Origin of the sequence: Bradyrhizobium sp. 44 (assembly GCF_023073095.1) — a bacterium.
Lineage (GTDB): Bacteria > Pseudomonadota > Alphaproteobacteria > Rhizobiales > Xanthobacteraceae > Bradyrhizobium.
Map to the genome: position 1 here is coordinate 1,094,435 of NZ_JADPIY010000029.1, position 21,990 is coordinate 1,116,424.

General features: G+C 64.0%; 28 protein-coding genes. 11 read left to right on the top strand and 17 right to left on the bottom strand.

Annotated elements, in window-relative coordinates; all coding sequences use genetic code 11:
* Positions 1-46: 46 nt before the first annotated feature.
* From IVB41_RS31185 to IVB41_RS31195, 3 genes are all read right to left on the bottom strand, one after another.
* Positions 47-1,072: an aldo/keto reductase gene (locus tag IVB41_RS31185; RefSeq protein ID WP_247438085.1), complete on the bottom strand. Its 1,026-nt coding sequence runs from the start codon at positions 1,070-1,072 to the stop codon at positions 47-49.
* Positions 1,073-1,188: 116 nt separating this feature from the next.
* A complete protein-coding gene (locus IVB41_RS31190) occupies positions 1,189-1,425 on the bottom strand; it encodes a hypothetical protein (protein ID WP_247438087.1) in 237 nt (78 codons plus the stop codon).
* Between the two features lie 98 nt (positions 1,426-1,523).
* Entirely contained in the window at positions 1,524-2,480 is a 957-nt protein-coding gene (locus IVB41_RS31195) for a helix-turn-helix domain-containing protein (RefSeq protein ID WP_247438090.1), read from the bottom strand.
* 196 nt (positions 2,481-2,676) lie between these two features.
* On the opposite strand from IVB41_RS31195, the gene IVB41_RS31200 reads away from it, so the two are divergent.
* Positions 2,677-3,693, top strand: a complete 1,017-nt coding sequence (locus IVB41_RS31200; protein ID WP_247438092.1) for a carbon-nitrogen hydrolase family protein — start codon at positions 2,677-2,679, stop codon at positions 3,691-3,693.
* Positions 3,694-3,720: 27 nt separating this feature from the next.
* The gene (locus IVB41_RS31205) at positions 3,721-4,761 is read left to right on the top strand and encodes a phenylacetaldoxime dehydratase family protein (RefSeq protein WP_247438095.1); all 1,041 of its coding nucleotides are present in this window, start codon (positions 3,721-3,723) and stop codon (positions 4,759-4,761) included.
* A gap of 4 nt (positions 4,762-4,765) precedes the next feature.
* On the opposite strand, the gene IVB41_RS31210 is transcribed toward IVB41_RS31205, so the two are convergent.
* Positions 4,766-5,404 (bottom strand): HAD family hydrolase, encoded by a 639-nt coding sequence (locus IVB41_RS31210; RefSeq protein WP_247438097.1) that lies wholly within the window; start codon positions 5,402-5,404, stop codon positions 4,766-4,768.
* 605 nt (positions 5,405-6,009) lie between these two features.
* Here IVB41_RS31210 and IVB41_RS31215 point away from each other — a divergent pair.
* Positions 6,010-6,210: a hypothetical protein gene (locus tag IVB41_RS31215; protein ID WP_027567346.1), complete on the top strand. Its 201-nt coding sequence runs from the start codon at positions 6,010-6,012 to the stop codon at positions 6,208-6,210.
* Positions 6,211-6,265: 55 nt separating this feature from the next.
* Here IVB41_RS31215 and IVB41_RS31220 read toward each other — a convergent pair whose 3' ends face one another.
* Positions 6,266-7,306, bottom strand: a complete 1,041-nt coding sequence (locus IVB41_RS31220) for a TRAP transporter substrate-binding protein (RefSeq protein ID WP_346770877.1) — start codon at positions 7,304-7,306, stop codon at positions 6,266-6,268.
* Positions 7,307-7,420: 114 nt separating this feature from the next.
* Here IVB41_RS31220 and IVB41_RS31225 point away from each other — a divergent pair, with 114 nt between their 5' ends.
* From IVB41_RS31225 to tsaA, 4 genes are all read left to right on the top strand, one after another.
* Complete coding sequence (locus IVB41_RS31225) at positions 7,421-8,368, top strand: transglycosylase SLT domain-containing protein (protein WP_247438255.1); 948 nt, start codon at positions 7,421-7,423, stop codon at positions 8,366-8,368.
* Positions 8,369-8,473: 105 nt separating this feature from the next.
* Positions 8,474-9,214 carry an AzlC family ABC transporter permease gene (locus tag IVB41_RS31230; RefSeq protein ID WP_027567343.1) on the top strand — a complete coding sequence of 247 codons (741 nt, stop codon included), beginning with the start codon at positions 8,474-8,476 and terminating at the stop codon, positions 9,212-9,214.
* Entirely contained in the window at positions 9,211-9,561 is a 351-nt protein-coding gene (locus tag IVB41_RS31235) for an AzlD domain-containing protein (RefSeq protein ID WP_007603256.1), read from the top strand. The genes IVB41_RS31230 and IVB41_RS31235 overlap by 4 nt, the downstream gene beginning before the upstream one ends.
* 31 nt (positions 9,562-9,592) lie before the next feature.
* Positions 9,593-10,084 (top strand): tRNA (N6-threonylcarbamoyladenosine(37)-N6)-methyltransferase TrmO, encoded by a 492-nt coding sequence (tsaA, locus tag IVB41_RS31240; RefSeq protein ID WP_247438110.1) that lies wholly within the window; start codon positions 9,593-9,595, stop codon positions 10,082-10,084.
* Between the two features lie 109 nt (positions 10,085-10,193).
* Here tsaA and IVB41_RS31245 read toward each other — a convergent pair whose 3' ends face one another.
* From IVB41_RS31245 to IVB41_RS31260, 4 genes are read right to left on the bottom strand one after another with little or no spacing between them, the layout of a single operon-like run.
* Positions 10,194-10,622 carry an HIT family protein gene (locus tag IVB41_RS31245; protein WP_247438112.1) on the bottom strand — a complete coding sequence of 143 codons (429 nt, stop codon included), beginning with the start codon at positions 10,620-10,622 and terminating at the stop codon, positions 10,194-10,196.
* Positions 10,623-10,674: 52 nt separating this feature from the next.
* The gene (locus IVB41_RS31250) at positions 10,675-11,916 is read right to left on the bottom strand and encodes a GNAT family N-acetyltransferase (RefSeq protein ID WP_247438114.1); all 1,242 of its coding nucleotides are present in this window, start codon (positions 11,914-11,916) and stop codon (positions 10,675-10,677) included.
* Positions 11,917-11,970: 54 nt separating this feature from the next.
* A complete protein-coding gene (locus tag IVB41_RS31255) occupies positions 11,971-12,717 on the bottom strand; it encodes a glycerophosphodiester phosphodiesterase (RefSeq protein WP_247438116.1) in 747 nt (248 codons plus the stop codon).
* A gap of 5 nt (positions 12,718-12,722) precedes the next feature.
* A complete protein-coding gene (locus IVB41_RS31260; protein ID WP_007611287.1) occupies positions 12,723-13,190 on the bottom strand; it encodes a RidA family protein in 468 nt (155 codons plus the stop codon).
* A 235-nt stretch (positions 13,191-13,425) separates the two neighbouring features.
* Between IVB41_RS31260 and IVB41_RS31265 the strand changes: the two genes are divergently transcribed.
* Positions 13,426-14,271: a cell envelope integrity EipB family protein gene (locus tag IVB41_RS31265; protein WP_007611285.1), complete on the top strand. Its 846-nt coding sequence runs from the start codon at positions 13,426-13,428 to the stop codon at positions 14,269-14,271.
* A gap of 65 nt (positions 14,272-14,336) precedes the next feature.
* Complete coding sequence (locus tag IVB41_RS31270) at positions 14,337-14,738, top strand: RidA family protein (RefSeq protein ID WP_247438118.1); 402 nt, start codon at positions 14,337-14,339, stop codon at positions 14,736-14,738.
* A 41-nt stretch (positions 14,739-14,779) separates the two neighbouring features.
* Here IVB41_RS31270 and IVB41_RS31275 read toward each other — a convergent pair whose 3' ends face one another.
* From IVB41_RS31275 to IVB41_RS31285, 3 genes are read right to left on the bottom strand one after another with little or no spacing between them, the layout of a single operon-like run.
* A complete protein-coding gene (locus IVB41_RS31275) occupies positions 14,780-15,187 on the bottom strand; it encodes an ACT domain-containing protein (protein ID WP_247438120.1) in 408 nt (135 codons plus the stop codon).
* Positions 15,187-16,476: a DNA polymerase IV gene (locus IVB41_RS31280; RefSeq protein WP_247438122.1), complete on the bottom strand. Its 1,290-nt coding sequence runs from the start codon at positions 16,474-16,476 to the stop codon at positions 15,187-15,189. Before IVB41_RS31280 ends, IVB41_RS31275 begins: the two co-directional genes overlap by 1 nt.
* Complete coding sequence (locus IVB41_RS31285; RefSeq protein ID WP_247286843.1) at positions 16,473-16,784, bottom strand: DUF3572 domain-containing protein; 312 nt, start codon at positions 16,782-16,784, stop codon at positions 16,473-16,475. The genes IVB41_RS31280 and IVB41_RS31285 overlap by 4 nt, the downstream gene beginning before the upstream one ends.
* Positions 16,785-17,038: 254 nt before the next feature.
* Here IVB41_RS31285 and IVB41_RS31290 point away from each other — a divergent pair, with 254 nt between their 5' ends.
* Both IVB41_RS31290 and IVB41_RS31295 read left to right on the top strand, forming a co-directional pair.
* Positions 17,039-17,404 carry a response regulator gene (locus IVB41_RS31290; protein WP_007603272.1) on the top strand — a complete coding sequence of 122 codons (366 nt, stop codon included), beginning with the start codon at positions 17,039-17,041 and terminating at the stop codon, positions 17,402-17,404.
* A 14-nt stretch (positions 17,405-17,418) separates the two neighbouring features.
* Entirely contained in the window at positions 17,419-18,792 is a 1,374-nt protein-coding gene (locus IVB41_RS31295; RefSeq protein ID WP_247438124.1) for a PleD family two-component system response regulator, read from the top strand.
* Positions 18,793-19,079: 287 nt separating this feature from the next.
* On the opposite strand, the gene IVB41_RS31300 is transcribed toward IVB41_RS31295, so the two are convergent.
* From IVB41_RS31300 to IVB41_RS31320, 5 genes are all read right to left on the bottom strand, one after another.
* Positions 19,080-19,313 (bottom strand): hypothetical protein, encoded by a 234-nt coding sequence (locus IVB41_RS31300; RefSeq protein ID WP_245287767.1) that lies wholly within the window; start codon positions 19,311-19,313, stop codon positions 19,080-19,082.
* Positions 19,314-19,608: 295 nt separating this feature from the next.
* Positions 19,609-20,283: a hypothetical protein gene (locus IVB41_RS31305; RefSeq protein ID WP_247438126.1), complete on the bottom strand. Its 675-nt coding sequence runs from the start codon at positions 20,281-20,283 to the stop codon at positions 19,609-19,611.
* A gap of 49 nt (positions 20,284-20,332) precedes the next feature.
* Positions 20,333-20,605, bottom strand: a complete 273-nt coding sequence (locus tag IVB41_RS31310) for a hypothetical protein (RefSeq protein ID WP_247361659.1) — start codon at positions 20,603-20,605, stop codon at positions 20,333-20,335.
* Positions 20,606-20,766: 161 nt separating this feature from the next.
* Positions 20,767-21,045, bottom strand: coding sequence for a hypothetical protein (locus tag IVB41_RS31315; RefSeq protein WP_247438128.1), 279 nt, complete (start codon positions 21,043-21,045; stop codon positions 20,767-20,769).
* A 279-nt stretch (positions 21,046-21,324) separates the two neighbouring features.
* Positions 21,325-21,762, bottom strand: a complete 438-nt coding sequence (locus tag IVB41_RS31320; RefSeq protein ID WP_247438130.1) for a T6SS immunity protein Tdi1 domain-containing protein — start codon at positions 21,760-21,762, stop codon at positions 21,325-21,327.
* Positions 21,763-21,990: the final 228 nt, after the last annotated feature.

A 21,990-nucleotide genomic window follows, 5' to 3' on the forward strand; every position in this document is an offset into this window, starting at 1 on the left:
CCGGCTTGATGCAGCTCAAGCCGGACTGCGCCCGGCGCCCCGGCCGCTACACCGCCGGTGGATTGCGGTCGGTGAAAGTCGTGCGCTGGTGCCAGTAGGGATAGGGCAGCGTCACCTTGCTCGCCGCATCGAGCTTTGCGATCTGGTCCTTGGTCAATGACCAGCCGACCGCGCCGAGATTTTCGCGCAGCTGCGTCTCGTTGCGCGCGCCGATGATCAGCGTCGAGACGGTCGGACGCTGCAGCAGCCAGTTCAGCGCGATCTGCGAGACGCTCTTGCCCGTTTCCTTGGCGACCTCGTCGATTGCCTCGACGACGCGATAGACGTGCTCGTCCGGCACGGGCGGGCCAAACTCAGCCGTCTTGGGCAAGCGGCTTACGTCAGGCTTTGGCTGGCCGCGGCGGATCTTTCCGGTGAGGCGCCCCCATCCGAGCGGCGACCAGACCACTGCGCCGAGGCCCTGGTCGAGGCCGAGCGGCATCAGCTCCCATTCGTAGTCGCGTCCGATCAGCGAATAATAGGTCTGGTTGGCGACGTAGCGCGGGAAGCCATGTTTGTCGGCAACGCCAAGCGATTTCATCAGGTGCCAGCCCGAAAAATTCGACACGCCGACGTAGCGGATCTTGCCGGCACGCACGAGCACATCGAGAGTGCTAAGCACCTCTTCAGGCGGGGTGAAGGCATCGAAGCCGTGAAGCTGGAACAGGTCGATGTAGTCGGTACCGAGCCGGCTCAGCGAAGCATCGATGGCCGAGAGCAGATGCTGGCGCGACGACCCGATCTCGTTGGGGCCGTCGCCGAAGCGGAACGTCGCCTTGGTCGAGACCAAAACCTTGTCGCGGCGGCCCTTGATGGCCTCACCAAGAACGCGCTCGGACTCGCCGAGCGAATAGACGTTCGCGGTGTCGAACATCGACACGCCGGCATCGAGGCAGATATCCAGAAGGCGCCGCGCTTCGGTCGCGTCAGTCGCGCCCCACGCAGCGAGGCGGCCAACGCCGCCGAAGGTGCCGGTCCCAAGACTCAAGGCGGGCACCATGAGGCCCGAGCGGCCCAAGCGTCGGTATTCCATCGATTTGCTCCTCGGCTGGCCGCTGATTGATCCCCGCGACCTCTGTGCCGGATGGTAGTGCAAGCACGCGCCGTGTCCTACACCGCGCTCACATACCGGCCTTGCTTGGGAGAAGCCTAGTCGTGCAGACGCATGTCATCGAATGCTGCGTCAATCACGCGCGGACCGACCGTCGTCGCGGGAAGCCGAGCCGCGCTCCTCGCTAGTGGCGATTGAAGGCAGGCGACCTCGCTCTCGCGCGCCTGCTGCGGCAGGAGCGTCAGGCTCCAGCCCACCACGACCAGGAACGCGAGCCGGATCGCGATCACGCCGAGCAAGACTTCCGATCCGCTTATCGTCGCATTGTTTCTCATGTGCAGAGCCTGATCCCGGCAGCTGCACCTGACAATCTGGAATTCACGAGCACCGCCTTCGCCTGAAGCGAAGGCTCGGGCCAGTGGCTAACCGGACCTCAATGCCGCGACTGGCTCTGCCGGAAGTCACGCGGTGACATCCCGAAATGCTCGCGGAAGACGCGGCCGAAATGCGAGAGGTCGTTGAAGCCCCAAGCGAAGGCGATCTCGCTGATGTGGCGGTGAGCGAGCACGGGGGAGGCGAGGTCGCGCCTGCATTGGGCGAGGCGCTCACCGAGGACGTAGCGCTGGAACGAGGTATCCTCGTCGGCGAGGAGATCGTTGACGTAGCGGGACGAGATGCCGAGCGCCGCTGCGGTCTCGGAGAGCGAGAGATCGGGATCGGCAAGATGAGCCCGGATATGCGCCTTCAGCCGGTAGAGCAGGGCGGAGCGATGGGTCGAGGACGGCAGCGGCGTCTTGCCCAGCCGCTCGCCAAGTGCCATCGCCAGGACATCGACGGCCTGTTCCGACAGAGCGGCGGCGTGGTGCGGATCGATCTGATCCGCACTCTCGCAGAGCCGGTAGATGAAATCGTAGGCGATCCGCTGCAGCGGCGAGTCTGGTCCGAAAGCGCTGGCAGTAAGGGTTTCGGTCGCGCCGAGCCGGCGCTGCAGCATCTCGCGCGGCACCTTGAAGATGGTCTGCGTGAAGATGCCGTCGAATTTCAGCTCGTAGGGACGGGTGGTGTCATAGAGCGCAAATTCTCCCGGATGCACCACGGCCTCGCGGCCGTCCTGCACCACAGCGCCGGCGCCGCGATTGCCGAGCGCGATCAGGATGAAATCCTGATCCGAGCGCGCGATGCGCGAGGGCGTGCGCAACACGTGCTGACGGTCGGAGCAGACCTCGGAGCATTCCGCCTTGCCCAGTGGCGCCCGGGTGACCGAGCCGCGAAAGGCGCTGCCAAGATCGGACTTGCAGTCGAGTCCGACGAAAACGTCGCAGACGATATCCTGCCAGAGCGCAAGGCGGCGGTGGCCTGGGCTGTCGTCCGTGGTGAACTGGATTGGCATCTGCAGAGCCTCCCTTTCACATCCCGCAAAATTGCGTGTCGGCGCAGGTCCCCACTGACGGAGGCAAATCCCGTACCGGGCCGACGATTCCGTCCGGTCGAGTTTTTGTTCCGCCGTGGTCGAGCGCCCGCCGCCCGGCTTGGTCAAATAGACTGCATCGGACCTGGCTTCCGATCAACCGGCAAGGGAGGTGGGAATGGGCATCGAACATCCGAAATACAAGGTCGCGGTGGTGCAGGCGGCGCCCGCCTGGCTAGATCTCGATGCCTCGATCGACAAGTCGATCGCCCTGATCAGGGACGCCGCCGAGAAGGGCGCCAAGCTGATCGCCTTTCCGGAAGCCTTCATTCCCGGCTACCCCTGGCACATCTGGATGGATTCGCCGGCCTGGGCGATCGGCCGCGGCTTCGTGCAGCGCTATTTCGACAATTCGCTGTCCTACGACAGTCCGCAGGCCGAGCGGCTGCGTGATGCCGTGCGCAAGGCGAAGCTCACTGCCGTGCTCGGTCTGTCCGAGCGCGACGGCGGCAGTCTCTATCTGGCGCAATGGCTGATCGGGCCTGACGGCGAGACCATCGCGAAGCGCCGCAAGCTGCGGCCGACCCATGCCGAGCGCACTGTCTATGGCGAGGGCGACGGCAGCGATCTCGCCGTGCACGCGCGGTCCGACATCGGCCGCATCGGCGCATTGTGCTGCTGGGAGCATCTGCAGCCGCTGTCGAAATACGCGATGTATGCCCAGAACGAGCAGGTCCATGTCGCGGCCTGGCCGAGCTTTTCGCTCTACGATCCCTTCGCGCCGGCGCTCGGCGCCGAGGTGAATAACGCCGCCTCGCGCGTCTATGCCGTGGAGGGCTCCTGCTTCGTGCTCGCGCCTTGCGCAACGGTCTCGCAAGCGATGATCGACGAGCTGTGCGACCGGCCGGACAAGCACGCGCTGTTGCATGCGGGCGGTGGCTTCGCCGCGATCTACGGCCCCGATGGCAGCCAGATCGGCGACAAGCTCGCGCCGGACCAGGAGGGCCTCTTGATCGTCGAGATCGATCTTGGCGCCATCGGTGTCGCCAAGAACGCTGCTGATCCAGCCGGGCACTATTCGCGCCCTGATGTGACGCGGCTCCTGCTCAATAAGAAGCGATACCAGCGCGTCGAGCAGTTTGCGCTGCCGGTCGACACCGTCGAGCCCACGGACATTGCCGCGGCGGCGAGCTGATCGCCGGAATCAAGGGGAGGCACGATCATGGAATCCGCAATTCCTCTGCATCTCGACACCCCACGCACGCGCCACAAGCGCGTGCCGGACGATTACCAGCCGCCATACCCGTCCTTCGTGGCGCGCTATAAACCTGGAGTGAACCGGGTCGTGATGGCCTATTTCGGCCTTCAGTATCGCGGCACGGCGTCGGCGGCTGCAACGGACGCGCTCGCCGACATCGCGGCGCGGTTTGCCGCGGAAGGCGGTCCTTCGCATTGGGACCGCGCGCAATATGTTGATCAGGCCGGCTACGAGAACGTCGTCTCGGTGGCTTATTGGGACGACATTGCGCGGTTCGACAGATGGTTTGCACCGGCGCGCGAGGCCTGGACCGGAACGCAGCGCGAGGGCATCGGCACTTTCATCGAGGTGCTGCGCCCCACGGTGGCGCGGCACGAGACGCTATTTTCCTCGCTCGGCCGGCCGGAGGGCGTCGCCGCTATTGCGGGCGGCATGAGCGGCGAGGTGCAGGAGCACGCCTATTGGGGCGGCATGCGCGACCGCATCCCGCTGTCGCAGACCGATCCAATGTTGCCGGGCGGCAATCCCGAATTGATCCGCGACGGCGCGCGGCTGCGCGTGCAGGCGCACGACAATCTGTGCCTGATCCGATCAGGCCAGGATTGGAGCGATACCGAGACCTCGGAGCGAAAGCTCTATCTCGACGACGTCGAACCGGTGTTGCGCGAGGGCATGGATTTCCTGCGCGATGACGGCCTCGGCATCGGCTGCTACGCCAACCGTTACATGCGCGTGCTGGCAGCCGGCGGGGACGCGAGTGAAAAGTCCTATGGTCAAAGCTGGTGGAAGAGCCTGGCTGCGCTGGAGCGGTGGGCGGAATCGCATCCGACCCACGTCAGGATATTCGGCGCAGCGATGAAGTACCTGTCGACGCTCGGCGCCTCGGCAAAACTGCGGCTCTACCACGAGGTCACCGTGGCGGCTGCCGACGAGCAGTTCTTCGAATATCTGAACTGTCACCCCAGGACCGGCATGCTGGCGGCGGTGGAGACCGTCAGCGCTTGATCGATTAGATCACGCAGTGACCGAGCAACTCGGGATGCGCGGCGCAGATGTGATGCGCGCCGGCGTCCCGCAGCTCGGCCTCGCTGCCGTAGCCATAGAGCACGCCGATCGCGGTCATGCCGTTGGTGCGGGCGCCGACCACGTCATGGCTGCGGTCGCCGATCATGATCGCGTTGGCAGGATCGACCTTGGCTTCGTCGAGCGCGTAACGCAGCAGGTCACGCTTGTCGACGCGCGTGCCGTCGAGCTCGGAGCCGAACACGCGCTCGAAATACGGTTTCAGGCCGAAATGCTCGACGATACGGGTGGCGTAGACCGCGGGCTTGCTGGTCGCCACGAACATGCGCGGTGTTGTCGCGGCAAGCGTTGTCAACGTGTCCACGATGCCGGCATAGGCTTCGTTCTCGAACAGGCCGACATCGCTGAAGCGCTCGCGATAGAGCAGCAGCGCCCGGTCCGCGAGTTCCGCGCTTCCCGTGAGCTTTTGCAGGCTGGCATGCAGCGGCGGGCCGATGCACCAGGTCAGCTCGTCCTCGCTCGGCACCGCGACGTTCAGTCGCTCCAGGGCGTACTGGATCGAGCGCGTGATCCCGGGCTTCGGGTCGGTCAGCGTGCCGTCGAGATCGAAATAGATTGTCACCATATTGCCGCGCCTGTGTTGATACCGCCGTCTATGCCAGACCTAAACGAGGCCGCGGACCAAGGCAAACGCCCAACCATTGTCACGCCGAAATTCGCCTTCCCGATACCGTGTATCCCTTAAAGCTCGCTATTCACGGGAGGGAAGCGTAGAGTCGCGCCATCACCGCCTTCCATTGGCATCGACCGGTGACTGAGGGTCACCAGCGCTCCCGCCGACTAAGCAGGAGCGTGCATGACTCGTTTTCGTCTGGTTTACCGGATCCGCCGGAGAGCGCTTCTTGTCGCGTCGATGCTTGGCACATTGATACTTGCGACACTGCCGCAAGGCGCTGTCGCGGCAGGACCGGACTGCCGCGCGATCGAAAGCACGAGCGGACGTCTCGCCTGCTACGATGCTGCGTTTCCTCCGAAGGAAAAAAAGCCCGCTGCTGCGGAGAACGATGGATCGCGTGCTGCCTACAAGGACCCGTTCGTGGCGGAAGAAGCCAGAACCGCAGCGAAGCTGAAGAACATCTGTCGCGGCTGTTGAGAGGTGCTCGTTCGCCGCGTTCTCGTTGATCGGCGAACCCGGACGAGAGATCGAGACAATTTTCCAGGAGAGGCCGGATGAGCGAGCGACTTGAAACCCTGAAGAAGGCCCGTGATCGCATGATCGAGGACAGGGACGCGCATGCGAAAGTGCTGGCCGCTCCCTTTGTGCGCGACACGGCCGAGCGCGCGCGCAACAAGTTCATCGAGATCCAGGCGCTGATCGATGCCCTCGACCGCGCCATCCGGGGCGAAATCCCGGTTCCGGTCAAAGACTAAGGCAGTAGGCAGCGACACCAGCGGAGCGTTCATTGCTGATGCCGCTAGCGCTCCCTCATTGCTGTCTCGCCCATTCGACGATGGCGGTCGCCTCCGCGCCTGCCCGGGTTTCCCAGGCGGCGATGGCGTTCGTTGCTGCCTTCCGAAGCTCCGTGACAAGGAACGCAGGCGCCGGCTCGGCGATATGGACGCCATTGTCGCGCATGCGCGCATAGTTCTCGATGGTGCGGTGGGTCAGTAGCGCGAGCTGGCTCTGTTCTGTCTCGGCCGCCGCGGCCAGCACCTCGCGCTGCATCGGCTCGGAGAGTTCGGCAAAGGCGTCGCTGCGGACGAAGGCAATCGAGATTGGCATCGCGTAGTTGATGGCCGTGAAATGCGGCAGGAAGTCCCACAATTTGCGCCCCGCGCCGCCGTCGCCGGAGGTGAGGAAGGCATTCAGCCGGTGTTCCCTCAGTCCGGCGAGCGCCGCGTCCATCGGCAGGAATTGCGCGTTCGCGCCGGCCGCGCGCATGACCTCGGTGGAGTTGGCATCGTAGGTTCGCAAGTTCAGTTTCGGCAAATCGTCGGCGCCTTCGAGCGGCCGCTCCGACCAGAGGCCCGTGGCCGGCCAAATCGTCACATACAGCAGCTTGAGGCCGCGCGCCGCGAGCGCCTTCTCATAGAGCGGGCGCGCCCGCAGATTGGTGGCGCGGGCAAGATCCACCGATTGCACCAGGAAGGGCAGGGTGGACAATCCGAGCACGGGATCGAGGCCCGAGAGCGCGCCCGCGAAGGCATCGCCGCCCGCGATCCGGCCGTCCAGCGCCGCGCGCGGCATCTCGCCCGAGTTGATCTTGAGCTGGTTGTCGAAGGCGTTGGTCACGGTCACGAAACCGTGGGTACGGTCGGAGACGCGGCTGGCGAAAGTCGAGAGTCCAATCCCGGAGATGTTATTCTCGGGGTATTCCGTGGTCATCCGCCAATTGACTTGAGACGCGTCCTGAGACGCCAGCTGCGCGGCGGCTGGCGCGACGCTCAGGATGAGCGCGGCGAGGACAAGGATCGTGCGGATCCGTTTGGCGGGGTAACGCATTGGGAGAAGGAGGTCAGGCAACATATATTGGCAACTCGTCGAACCATGGCACGATGCCACAACATGGCAGATCACATTGTCGCATGCCGCGCCGAGGCGCGCCACCGCCATGCCTGCACAGGATGGGTGCAGACGGCGATGTGCATTATCCCCGCGCTGCTCGTCTCGGCGACCCAGGCCGCGGCGTGGGACAGTTCGCCCGCCAAGACCGATGTCGCTGTCCCCAGCGTCGAAGAGCTCGCGACGCCGCCGGCGAAGCCCGCGGAAGCGCGCGAGAGCGACACGCGGGAATCGATCTGCCTGATCGTCGAGGCGGCAGCGCGCGATGCCAATCTGCCGCTGGAGTTCTTCGCCCGCGTGATCTGGCAGGAGAGCCGCTTCCAGGCCGATGCAGTGGGGCCCATGACGCGCAGCGGCGAACACGCGCAGGGGATCGCGCAGTTCATGCCGGGCACCGCGAGCGAGCGCGGGCTGCTCAATCCCTTCAATCCGGTGCAGGCGCTGCCGAAGTCGGCGGAATTCCTGAACGAGCTGCGCAACCAGTTTGGCAATCTCGGGCTGGCCGCCGCCGCCTACAATGCCGGACCGCGCCGAGTGCAGGAATGGCTCGCCGGCACCGGCGGCATGCCGGAGCAGACCCGCAATTACGTTCTTGCCATCACTGGCACGAGCGTCGATGCCTGGGCTAAGGCAGGCGCGACCGGCAAGGGGCCGCCGAGCGCGCCGCCGACAAGCTGCCGCGATCTGATGGCGCTGTTGAAGCGCGCGCCGAATGCCTTCGTCGCCGAGCTCGAGCAGCATGTGGAGCTTGCGGCTGCAAAGATCTGGGGCGTGCAGCTCGCCGCGGGCTTTCACCGCAACCGGGCGTTGGCGATGTATTCCCGCGCGGTCACGCGGCTGGGCGCCGTGATCGGCGAACGTGATCCGAGCCTGCTGAGCTCAGTGATGCGCAGCCGTGGCACGCGCGCCTTCTACCAGGTGCGCATCGGCGCCGATACGCGGAGCGAGGCGGATGAACTCTGCGGTCGCATCCGCAAGGCTGGCGGGGCATGCTTCGTTCTGAAGAATCGCGGTGTGAGCGGATAGGGCATCTGTCCCAGCGTGCATGCCAGACCCGCCGCGCGCTTCCTTGACGCGAGGCGCCGCATTGCCCGTTATGCAGGCACGATTCCTCACCCGGCCAAGACTCCCGTGGCGCTTCCTCCGCTCGATTCACCTCAATGGCAAAGTCCCTGGCGCGCCTTTGCGTGGGGACTGCGCTCGATCACGCAGACGATCCTCACCCTCGTCCTGTTCGCGACCTATCTCGGCATTGGCGCGCTCGCCCACGACACCCATTTTAGCCTGCTATGGGCGCTCTGCTCGACACTGTTCGTCTGGGCGGGGCCGGCGCAGATCATCCTGATCACCACGCTCGGCTCAGGCGCGACGATCATCCAGTCGGCGATCGCAGTCACGGTCAGCGCCGTCCGCCTGTTTCCGATGGTGGTCTCGGTGCTGCCGCTGATGCGCACGCCGACGACGAAGCGGCGCGAGCTGTTTTTCGCGGCGCATCTCACCGCGGTGACACTGTGGGTCGAATGCCATCGCTTCCTGCCGCAGGTGCCGCGTGAACGCCGGATCGCATTCGTCAACGGACTTGGCTTCGGGCTTGTCTCGGTGTGTCTCACCGCCAACACGGTCGGCTATTTCCTTGCCGCGAATCTGACCCAGACGCTTGGGGCGGCGATCCTTTTGCTGACGCCGCTGTCCTTCCTGTTCTCGACCGCGCGCAACAGCCGCGAGGTCGCCGATGTCGTCGCGCTCGCGATGGGGGTTCTGCTCTATCCATTGGCCGCGAAGATGAATTCCGGCCTCGACATCCTCGTCAGCGGCCTCGTGGCGGGCACCATCGCCTATGGCGTGCATTGGTGGCGGGAGGTGCGCGCATGAGCTTTGCGCAGCTCATTGGCGACTGGCACGCGCTGGCGGTGCTGTTCGTGGCCGGCGTCGTTCCCAACCAGATATGGCGCATGCTGGGCCTGTGGTTCGGCGGCGGCATCGACGAGGGCTCCGAGCTTCTGGTCTGGGTACGGGCGGTCGCCACCGCGATCCTGGCCGGCGTCATCGCCCAGATCGTGGTCGAGCCGCCCGGGGCGCTTGCGAGCGTGCCGGATGCCTTGCGCTACGGTGCGGTCGGCGCCGGCCTCGTCGTCTTCCTATTGACCCGCCGCTCGATCTTCGCGGGCGTGGTCGCGGGCGAAGTCTTCATGCTGGCCGGCAAGTGGTGGTTGGGCTAAAACCACCGGCGAACAGCAGGGAATTGGAAATATGGTTCGCGAAAACGAGCTCCGCGAGGGTGAAGTCTCCATCGAGCTGCCGCCGACGCAGGATGCCGGCCTCGTCTTCATCGGCCGCATCCGCACGCCCTGGAGCTCGCGGCTGGAGACCCCGCGACAGGGCCGGCATGACGGCCCGATATGCCGCCTCGAGATCTTCGAGCCGTTCGTGCCGGCGATCAAGGGCGTCGATTTCTACGGCAATCTCGAAGTGCTCTACTGGCTCGACAAGTCGCGCCGCGACATTGTCCTGCAAAGCCCGAAGAACAACGAGAAGACCCGCGGCACGTTTTCGCTGCGCTCGCCGGTGCGCCCCAATCCGATCGGCACGTCGATAGTGAAGCTCGTCGGTATCGAGGGCAACGCGATTCTGGTGCGCGGGCTCGATTGCCTCGACAACACGCCACTGATCGACATCAAGCCGGATCGTTGCGAGTTCACGCCGCTGGTCGCGCCGCAGCCGGGGGATTTCCAGACGGAGTGAAGTCTCTCCTCCGTCATTGCGAGGAGCTCTTGCGACGAAGCAATCCAGACCGCCACCACGGACACAGTCTGGATTGCTTCGCTGCGCTCGCAATGACGCGTGGAGAGCGTCAGCCCGCTTTCAACGCCGCGATCAACTTGGTCGCGTTCTCTTCCAGCACCTTGACGTCTTCCTTGCGGCTGGCGGGCGGAAGCATCGCCACGCCGTCGTGGCGCGGCATCACGTGCATGTGGAGATGAAACACCACCTGTCCGCCGGCCGCCTCGTTGAACTGCTGCACGGTGATGCCGTCGGCCCTGAATGCCGTCATCGCCGCGGCTGCGATCTTGTGCGCGCCGCGGGCGACATGCGCGTAGTCGTCCGGCTTGATGTCGAGGATGTTGCGGGCAGGGGCTTTTGGAATCACCAGGGTGTGGCCAGGTACCCGCGGCATGATATCGAGGAAGGCGAGCACGTGCTCATCCTCGTAAACCTTGTGGCAGGAGAATTCACCGCGCATGATCTTTGCGAAGATATTGTTGGGGTCGTAGGCGGTCATGGCGGCGGCTCCCTAGAATTTTGCGATTACTGTCACCAGCCGCAGCGAACCGTCAAGGCACCTCGTCGGCGCCTTTGCGGAACGGGCCGAGCTCGGCCAGCTCACGTCCGGCTTCCGCGACATAGGCGCGCTCGCGCTTGAGGTAATCGTCGATGGCGCGGCGCAAGCCCGGATCGGCGATGAAGTGAGCGGAGTGGGTGGTCCGTGGCAGGTAGCCGCGTGCGATCTTGTGCTCGCCCTGCGCGCCCGCCTCGACATTCGTGAGGCTGCGTTTGATGGCGAAGTCGATCGCCTGATAGTAGCAGACCTCGAAATGCAGGAAGGGATGATGCTCTACCGCACCCCAGTTGCGGCCGAACAGCGTGTCCGATCCGATGAAGTTGATCGCGCCCGCGATCCAGCGATCGTTGCGGCGCGCCATCACCAGCAGCACGTCATCGCTCATGGTCTCGCCGATCTGCAAAAAGAATTCCCGCGTCAGATAAGGCCGGCCCCATTTGCGTGAGCCGGTCTCCATGTAGAATTGAAAGAAGGCGTCCCAGGCATCTTCGGTGATGTCCTTGCCCGTGAGGCAGTGGATGGTGATCCCGGCAGCCAGTGCATCGCGCCGCTCGCGCTTGATCGATTTGCGGTGACGGGAGTTCAGCGTCGCCAGGAAATCGTCGAAACTCGCAAAACCCTCGTTGTGCCAATGGAACTGCTGGTCGGTGCGCTGGAGGAAGCCGTGCTCGGCCAGCAGCTTCCACTCCGCCTCGCGGGCGAAGGTGACGTGGACCGAGGAAGCCTTGCTGACGCCGCACAGCGCCACCAGCCCGCTCGCCAGTGCCTCCGTGATACGCGCGTGGTCGACGCCGTCGCGGACCAGCAGCCGCGGTCCCGTGGCCGGCGTGAAGGGAACCGAAACCTGCAGCTTCGGATAGTAGCGCCCGCCGGCGCGCTCATAGGCATCGGCCCAGCCGCGGTCGAAGACATATTCGCCTTGCGAGTGCGATTTCAGGTAGCAGGGCACGACACCGGCGACGCGGCCGTCGATCTTAGCCACGAGATGCCGCGGTCCCCAGCCGGTGCGGATCGTGGCCGAACCCGATTTCTCAACGGCCGATAAAAACGCGTGGGAGATGAAGGGGTTATAGGCAGGCTTTGAGAGGCCGAGAGAATCGCCTGGAAGCCCGGATGAGGTTCCCTTGTCATGCCCGTTGCAAGACTTGCCGGGATTGGCGCAGGCATCCCAGTCGTCCGGCGATACTTCGCCAATGGAAGGTACGGCCTCAAGGGTGATTTCGGATGGTGCCATCGTGCCCAAGATCGTGCATTGCAGCAGCGACTTCAAGAGTGGGAAACATCAAGCCTACGGCACGAAGCCCTCGAAGATCATCTGGTCCGCATGTTGCGCGACCCGCGTCCGCTGCTCGGTCGTACGCACGGTCCACCCGAGCAGAGCGCAGCCGAACAAATTGCGGGCCATCCAGGGGGCCGGGGCGGGCAGGTCGTCGACCCTGAAGGCGACGAAGTGCGGCTGGGTCTGGAAGCCGTGGCGCAGGTACAGCATGCTATCGCGCTGCTCCTGGGTCAGGTAGGCCCAGTATTCGTCCTGATAGCTCCGCTGCGCGACGATGCCGCGGGGACGGGAGGGCAGCAGCTCGCGCAGCGCCAGCACCTGGTCCGGGTCGAAGGACATTCCGACGGCGGGGCCGTCATAGGAAGCCAGCACCTCCGCCATCCGCGTCACCAGCTTGCGGTCGCCGTCGAAATGACTCTTGACCTCGATCACCAACGGCACGCGGCCGGCGACCAAGCCGCAGAGGTCGCTGAGCGACATCATCCGCTCGGCCGTGTCCTTGAACGTGAGCGCCTTCAGTTCAGTGGCGGTTTTCTCGACCAGCGGGCCGGTGGCCTCGGTAAGGCGGCCGAGCGCATGGTCGTGATGCACCATGGCCTCGCCGTCGGCGGAGAGCTGGATGTCGACCTCGATCGAGAAATTGCCCGCAATCGCAGCCTGCACCGCGCCCGGCATGTTCTCGACGATGCCGCGGGAAATGTCGTGCAGGCCGCGATGGGCGACCGGGCGGGCTGTTAGCCAATCAGGAGCGCGCATTCGCCTCAGGCGACCTCGAACACGCCTTCGACCTCGACCGCCGCATCCGCGGGCAGGGAGGCGACGCCGACGGTGGTGCGGGCATGACGGCCCTTGTCACCGAAGGCGGCGACCATCAGGTCGGAGGCGCCATTGAGGACCTTCGGCCCGTCCAGAAAGTCCGGCGCCGAGTTGATGAAGCCGCCGAGGCGCACCACGCGCACGACCTTGTCGAGGTCGCCGAGCGCCGCCTTGACCTGGGCCAGCAGGTTGACGGCGCAGCCGCGGGCGGCGGCGGCGCCGTCTTCGATTGTCACGCCGGCGCCGAGCTTGCCCTTGGCGATCAGCTTGCCGGCGGGATCGAAGCAGACCTGGCCCGAGACGAACAGCAGATTACCGGTGCGCACGAACGGCACGTAATTGGCCACGGGGGTGGGGGCCTCGTGCAGCTTGATGCCTTGTTCCGCCAGCTTCTGCTCGACCGTTCCCGCCATGTCCGACCTCGTTGTCCAAAAATCCATCAGCCCCGGCGCATCCGATGCAGCCCGGGGCGGGACCTGTTTCGCCCATCGTGCCGCCACATGCAAGCAACCCTCGGGGTGGGATTTTGTTAAGGCAGGGCAGGAGGTTCAACGCGGGGGCCGCAACTTTACGTGAAACGGCCTCAGTTGCGACGCAATGGAACGTTCATTAAAATGTCCAATCTGCGCTTTCCCCAAGGGACCAGACATGCTGCACCTTTTCCGGACTTCGCTCGGCGTGACGGCGCTCGCGGCGGCCGCTCTCGGCCCCGGAGGCGGGGCGCTGGCCGCGAACGGTCCGTTCCTCGCGCATCAGGCGCTCTATGATTTGAGCCTGGTGAAATCGCGCTCCAATTCGATCAACAGTGCGCGCGGCCGCATCCTCTACAATTTCACGGGAAGTTCGTGCGAGGGCTACACCTCCGAATTCCGCCAGGTCTCCGAGCTCGACAGCGGCGAGGGTAAGGTCACGCTCAGCGACCTCCGCTCCAATTCCTGGGAGGACGCTGGCGGTAAAAGCTACCGCTTCAAAATCGAGACGCGGATGAACGAGGCTGACGCCGGCCGGGTCGACGGTTCGGCGGAGCGCGACGGCGACCACATCAATGTCAAGCTGAAGCTGCCGGCACCGAAGAGCTTTACGCTCGACGGCAAGATCGTATTCCCGACCGAACAGATCCAGCGCATCATTGCCGCCGCGAAGGACGGCAAGTCGCTGCTCGAGCTCTCGGTCTATGACGGCTCCGACGATGGCCAGAAGGTCTACAACACGCTGACCGTGATCGGCCAGCCGATCCCGGCCGAACGCGAAGGTTCGCCCGATCCGTCGACGTCAGACGAGCACATGAAGTCGCTCAAGCGCTGGCCCGTCACCGTCAGCTATTTCGACCGCGAGGCCCAGCAGAAGGAAGGCGAGCAGACGCCGGTCTACGCGATGGCGTTCGAGCTCTACGAGAACGGCGTCTCGCGCCAGCTTGTGCTCGATTACAACGATTTTGTGATTTCGGGCGCGATGGGCAAGTTCGACGCGAAGGACAGCAAGCCCTGCAATTGAGGGCTGGCCTGCAACGCGGTCTCTGGCTACGCTCCTCCCAACCACAAACATCCGGGAGGCTCACCATGCCCAAGCTCGATCATCTCCGCCCCAGCGGCCTGCATCACAATCCTGCCTATTCGCATGTCGTCACCGCCACGGGGGCGCGGACGATCTACATCTCCGGCCAGGTGTCGGTGGACGAGGAGGGGCGGATCGTCGGCGAGGGCGACATCGCCGCGCAGACAACACAGGTGATGCAGAATCTCGGGCACGCGCTGAAAGCGGCCGGCGCGGGCTACGCCAACATCGTGAAGATCACGACCTTCGTCGTGAACTACAAGCCGGAGCTGCGCCCGATCATCGGCAAGGCCCGCTCGGCCTTCTTCGAAGGCATGGAGCCGCCGGCCAGCACCCTCGTCGGCGTCTCGGCGCTCGCCGCGCCGGAATGGATGATCGAGATCGAGGCGGTGGCGGTCGCGGATTGAGATCTGTCCCGTAGCCCGGATGGAGCGAAGCGTAGTCCGGGCTACGAGCGCGTAGCCTTGGACATCTCTTGCAGAAGAACGATCGCGTCGTCCGCCCTGTCAGCCGGCACAAACAGATGATCGTGGTGGAACGCCGAAACGGCGTTCACGCTGATGCCGGCTGTGGCGAGGCGTGCCGTGATTGCGGCCAGAAAGCCCACCGCATCGAGTGCGGAGTGAACCGTCAGGGTGATCAGGCACGATGCAAACGCGTAGCGTAGTCCCGCCGCTTCGGCCTGTTCGCGAGTGATCACGAGCGTCGTTCCTTCCTGCTCGCGGAACGTCAGCAAAGGGCTGAGCGCCGCGGGGATCGACTGGTCTGTCGGGATCGTGCAGAACACGAAAATGCCCGGCCGCATCTCCGGCTTCATGTGTTTCAGCAGCGCGTCGAGATCGCGTTCGCCTGTCATCACTCCTGCGCCTTTTCCGGCCCCTCGTAGGCGATGCCGCGGATCACTGCGGCGCTGCCGAATTTCTTGCGCAAGCTGTCCACCGCGCGCTCGGCGTGGGCGGCACGGCGGTCGAGCATGTCGGTGTCGTCGGCAACCGAGCCGTCGCGCAGGGCGCTGACGCCGGCGCCCATCAGGCGAAAGGCGGTGCCGTCGATCTCTTTCGCCAGCATCTCGCGGCAGATCGAGAAGATCTTTGCGGCAAGCTGCGTCGGGGCCGTGATCGACTGCGAGCGGGTGCGCTGGCGGAAATCGGCGGTCTTCAGCTTCAGCGTGACGGTCAGGCCGGCGAGTTCGCTGCTCTTGAGGCGAGACGACGTCTTCTCGCACAGCCGCCACAGGATCTTCTCCAGCGTCGCGAAGTCGCGGATGTCGGTCTCGAACGTCGTTTCGCTCGAAATCGTCTTGGCGCCCCGATCAGGCTCGACGCGGCGGTCGTCGATGCCGCGCGCGAGCCGCCACAGCCTGCGGCCGTCGCTCGGAAACTGCCGCATCATCTCGATCTCGTCGGCCTTCTGCAGGTCGGCGATGATGCGGAAGCCGCGCTGCACCAGACGCTCCTGCGTTGCGGGTCCAACGCCGAAAATGAAACCGACCGGCTTGTCGGCCAGCATCTCGCGCGCTTCCTCCTGGTCGAGCGCGGCAAACCCGCGCGGCTTGTCGAGGTCGGAGGCGATCTTCGCCAGGAACTTGTTGCAGGAGAGGCCGACCGAGACGCTGATGCCGATGTCGCGCTCGATGTTGCGTGCGAACCGCGCCAGCACCTTGGCCGGGATCATGCCGTGCACCCGCTCGGTGCCGGAGAGGTCGAGGAAAGCCTCGTCGATCGAGAGCGGCTCGACCAGCGGCGTCAGCGCCTGCATGGCCTGGCGCACCTCGCGCCCAACCCGGACATATTTCGCCATGTCCGGCGGGATCACGGCCGCATGCGGGCAGGCTTCCAGCGCCTTGTACATCGGCATGGCCGAGCGCACCCCGTAGGTGCGAGCGATGTAGCAGGCGGCCGACACCACGCCGCGCTTGCCCCCGCCGATGATGACGGGCTTGTCGGCGATGTCGGGATTGTCGCGCTTCTCGACGGTCGCGTAGAAGGCGTCGCAGTCGATATGGGCGATGGTCAGGCTTGCGAGCGCGCGGTGGCGGGCGAGGCGGGGGGAACCGCAGGCGGAACAGCGCCGCACCCCCATATCCAGATCGGCCGAACAATCCCGGCAGAAGCAGCGGGGTCCGGCCGTCTCCAGGGAGGTCACGGCACGTCGCGCTCCCAATTGAAGTCGCCGAGCGCATCGCCGAGAACCTGCCGCGCTGCGGCAACGTTGGTCGGATGCAGTTCCGCAGTGCTGGCAAAGGCCTTCACGGTGGCGTCGTCGCGCATCACGAAATCGAGCACGCTGAGCAGGAAATTGGGGTCCGAGGCCGCATTGCGCAGCATCTCCGGGCCGACCCCTGTCTCGGCCAGGAACAGGCCCAGCCGCTCCGGCTCGCCCGCGACGAAAGACAGCGCCTGAAGCGCAACGATTTCAGCGACTTCGCGCGGGTTGTGAACAGGCTTTTTCACGTGGCCGGTTTGCCTTTCCGTTAACTTTCGGTGTCTACTTTGGGGTCACCATGCCCGAGTCTCGTTCCCAAGTCTCTTGCCCAAGTCTTGCGACCCCCGACAAGCAACTGGAAACCACATCGCAGAAAGTCGGCCCTCGGGTTTAACGAAACTCAAGCGAATTCGAGGCTAGTTTGAATCCAGTTTTCGAAGCGCCGGCGACCGGCGCCTGAGGCGTCACATGCATCGGTCTGCGGACCAATCAGGAGGGCGGGATGGCTAAGACCGTCCTGATCGTGGAAGACAACGAGCTCAACATGAAGCTCTTCCGCGACCTGTTGGAGGCGCACGGCTACCAGACCACCGGCACCAGCAACGGCTACGAGGCGCTCGACCTCGTTCGCAAGATGCGGCCCGACCTCGTGCTGATGGATATCCAATTGCCGCAGGTCTCGGGCCTGGAGGTGACGCGCTGGATCAAGGACGATCCGGAGCTGCGCAGCATTCCCGTCGTCGCCGTCACGGCGTTCGCGATGAAGGGCGACGAAGAGCGCATCCGCGAGGGCGGCTGCGAGGCCTATTTGTCCAAGCCGATCTCGGTCGGCAAATTCATTGAGACGGTCCGACGTTTCATCGGATAGGAAGTGAGTTCACAGTGTCCGCGCGTATTCTCGTCGTCGACGACGTCCCTGCCAACGTCAAGCTGCTCGAAGCCCGCCTGTCCGCCGAATATTTCGACGTGATGACCGCCGCCAACGGCACCGAGGCGCTGGCGATCTGCGCCCGCGCCGAATGCGACATCATCCTGCTCGACGTCATGATGCCGGACATCGACGGTTTCGAGGTCTGCCGCCGCCTCAAGACCGATCCGGCCACGCATCACATTCCCGTCGTGATGGTCACCGCGCTCGACAGCCCGGCCGACCGCAACCGCGGGCTGGAGGCCGGCGCCGACGATTTCCTGACAAAACCCGTCTCCGATGTCGTGCTGATCGCGCGCGTGCGCTCGCTGACGCGGCTGAAGATGATGACGGACGAGCTGCGCATGCGCGCCATCACCTCGCTCGAGATCGGCATGCAGGCACCCGAGCGCAGTGCAATCTCCGACACCGGCAAGGGCGGCCGCATTCTGCTGGTCGACGACCGCCAGTCTTCCTATGAGCGGCTGGCGACGATCCTCGCCGCCGAGCACACCATCGATGTCGAGCCGAACCCGACGGAGGCGCTGTTCCACGCCGCCGAGGGCAATTACGATCTGCTGATCGTCTCGCTCGACCTCAACAATTTCGACGGGCTTCGGCTGTGCAGCCAGGCGCGCTCGCTGGAGCGCACGCGGCATGTGCCGATCCTGGCGATCGCCGACCCCGAGAACTCGACGCGGCTGCTGCGTGGGCTCGAGATCGGCGTCAACGACTACCTGCTGCGTCCCATCGACAAGATCGAGCTGCTGGCGCGTGCCCGCACCCAGATCCGGCGGCGCCGCTACACCGACCATTTGCGCGACAACGTACAGAACTCGATCGAGATGGCGATCACGGACGCGCTCACCGGCCTGCACAATCGCCGCTACATGGAGAGCCATCTCACGACGCTGGCCGAGCAGGCCGCAACGCGCGGCAAGCCGCTGGCGCTGATGATCCTGGACATCGACTACTTCAAGTCGATCAACGACAATTACGGCCACGACGCCGGCGACGACGTGCTGCGCGAATTCGCGGTGCGGGTCCGCAAGTCGATCCGCGGCATCGACCTTGCCTGCCGCTACGGCGGCGAGGAATTCGTCATCGTGATGCCCGAGACCGATCTCCACGTCGCCGGCATGGTCGCCGAGCGCCTGCGCCGCTCGATCGCCGGCGAGCCCTTTGCGATCCACAAGGGCACCAAGCGCATCGAGGTCACGATCTCGATCGGCCTGACCACGCTGGAGCAGAAGGGCGAGGCGGTTGGCGACGTGCTCAAGCGCGCCGACACCGCGCTCTACCGCGCCAAGCACGACGGCCGCAATCGCGTGGTGTCGCACGCGGCGTGAGGCCGCTCGCACAGGCGGCGTAAAAAAAAACGCGAAAACAACCCCATGCACAGTAGCCGACGCCAGTCGGATCAATGGCTTACGTCAGCTGCAAAACGGGTTGTTGCAGCCGCCAACGCCGTTTGACTCGTCGGGCAAAACAGGAGCATCCTGCTAGCATCCCGAACGCCCCACGAACTCAGCCGTCATTCCCCGCCACCGGGTCTCGCCTTCGGCGAGCCCGATGACAGGCTCCGGCGGGGAATTCGGCACGCCGCGTCCGGACAAGCGGGCGTCCACCCTTCAAGTCAGGGAGGATACGGCTCCGACCATTCTGCCTTGGCCAGAGCCGCGCCCGTGCTGGACTTTGCGATGATCTCGTAAGTGTACAGGCCGGAATTGCAGGGGCCCCAGGTTCGTAAGCTCTCCGGCTTCACGATGTTATCTGAGGGGAATGGGATCTCCTGGCCGCCCATCTCGTAGTTCTTCTCTCTGCGAAACCTGACGACGATCGTGCGCGTTCCGGGGGGAACACTTTTCATCTTGATTTCGGGATTTGGAAAGACGGTGGTGCAGGGCCGGGGAGGTGCAAACGCGAATTGGATCTTCATCTCGTCAGCCGCGGCCGGACTACAGATGATCAGAAGTGAAAATGGCAGCAACGACGAAAATCTAATCATGGGCGCGCCCCAAAAAGAAACCAGTGTATCGGCAGGGGTGCTTGATGCCAAGTTTACCCCATGTCTCGCTCCCGCAGCCCTAGGCCTTCCACTCCCTTCGGGACGTCACAGAAAAGGCCCACCGTAGCGGGCCCTGTGGAGATGGAGAAAGTCCGGGTTACTTCTGATCGACGTTGCTGGTCCCCGACCCGGGCGTGCCGATCGGCAAGCCGTTCGCCGCATGACCGACGCCAACGCCCGGCGCACTGACGGCTCCTGGAGTTTGATCCTGTGGAAGCGTCTTGATCCCCGTCCTTGCTTGCTCCGCGGGGCTGATCTGAGCCTTGTTGTCGCTATTGGCACCGTTGGTTGCCGTGATGCCGGACCTGTCGGTCCCGTTTGGCGTGCCCGTCTGTGTCGACCCGGACGCGGTGTTGCCCGCGCCCGAGCTGCTCGGTGCGGCCGGTGTACTCGCGGAATTGCCGTTCGGCGTGGGGGGCTGAACGTTCGGGTTGGTTGGAGAGTTGTTGGTGTGAGCGCCGGTGGAAGTTCCGTTTGTGCCCATGCCGGATGGCGCCGAGGGGCCTCCGTTGGCGGCCCCAGACGTGCCAGTACCTGCGCCTGAGCTCGCGGATGATCCGGAGGCGCCGCCGCTCGCGGCCGCGCCACCCGCGCCACCCGCGCCTCCGCCACCACCACCTCCGCCTCCGCCGCCGCCTTGGGCGAAGACGGGAGCGGCAACAGCGAAGGACAGCGCGGCTGTAAGAAGAAGCGATTTTCGGTTCATGACCTTCTCCGGTGTAAAGAAGGTCAACGACGCCGAAATGACGATGGTTCCTTTCAGTTCGGTCATGCAGGTGACCGCTCCCGGTTTTCCGAGAGCGGCTGTTTCGTATGGCTTGTCAGGCAGCCTTTTCCTTGAGTTCGAAGTCCATGGTCCAGGTCGATTTTCCCGGCTGCGTGCGGAATATCCATATCGTCACGCTCGAACCGGGCGGGATGACGATGCTGTCCCCTTCATGCATCGTGAACTGCCGGATGTTGCTTTCGGTCGCCCAAATTGAATGAGAATAAACGTCCTTGTCACTGGTCTTTGTGCAGGCCAGAACTCCTCCGTTCATAACGGCGCGGGTGGCGGTCTGGCTGACGGAGGAGTCCATGTGGATGGTCGTCATCGTGGCAATCTCCAAAGGAATGAATAAAACGCCAGATGCTTCCTTAGGTTGTGGCAGGGTGTCAAGCCTCACCTGAGGCCCTGTCCCCTCTCTCAGGGATACTGCTCGCTCTCTTCAGGGGCGTGGAAGTCAGCTAAGGGCCAATTGCCGAAGTGATCGCCTCAGATGGGGTAGCGCCACTTCAATGCGCGGCGCACAAAAAGGAGCGCTGTGATCACGGTGATTAGGGCCACGAGATACACGACGACTGCCCACTGTTCGTGCGGCAAATAAGCCGGGGCAAACATGAGCATCAATAGAGCGCAAAGGAGCGCAGTCTGGGCGTAGAATAGCGGCGAACGCAGCATGCCCGTTGGCTTCAATTCCGCAAGCCGGTCGCCAGCACGCGTCGTGCGACGGTAAAGAAACAATAAAATTAGGAGCGCGAAAATCCATTCCATGCAACAGAGCTACCACCTCAGCATTTAGGAGGGCTCAACGTGCTATTGAAAAAGCAATGTATGTCTGGCTTGGGTCACAGGCTGACTTCGGCACCTGCTTGACCTCGGCTCGGCTTATCTCCTGAAGGCAGACATGGCGGGCCTGTAAGCGAAGGTCAGCAACGGGCCAAATGCAGACTTATTGGAGCCATGGGAAACGCGCTTTCGCTTCTCGTTCAGCGACGGCTGGCGTTTGGAGAGCAGTAGAAGTGCGCACAAGGGAGTACCACACTCTGAAGCTTAATCGGTGATCTTTAGCCGGATCTGGGCTCCGTCGGGAAGATCATTGATCTGTTTCGCAACGTGGCCCGAGAATGAGATCAGTTCTGCTCTATCGATAGTTCCAATATTGGCGAGCGCGTAAGCACCGCCCAGGGGGGCGGGGATTTTCAGGCAGTAGCATCGCTGAGCATCTGGCATCCCCAACGTTGTGCGAACTTGTTCAACGAGTTCGCGCATAGTCCAATCTTTCAAGAATTCGTCCGTATCTTGCAGCCTTGCAAAGTTCTCTCCGTTGATCGCGACAACCTCGCAAGTCAATTCCTCTGGGCAGATGCGCCAATATTGCCCGTCTTCATCAGTGAAGATCACATTGCCAAATTCATTCTGCATGACAAATGCACGTGGCCGTACCCCCCGCCAACCCCAAGCATCAACTATCTCATTATCGATGTGCATCGCATCATGCTATAGGTGTGAAGGTCACCTGCCAATGTCTCGTTCGGGTCTTGGTCGTGTAAAAACGCTGTTGCATGACGCGGACCAGCGCGGTTGAGCTCAGGCTATCGCGGTCCGATCAATTTGGGCAAGTTTTACGGCCGCTCGACCAGAACTCATCCTGAGGCAATGTCGGGGCTCTTTTACGCGCCCCATGAACCGCAACGGCCGCGCGGCAACGCCCGTATC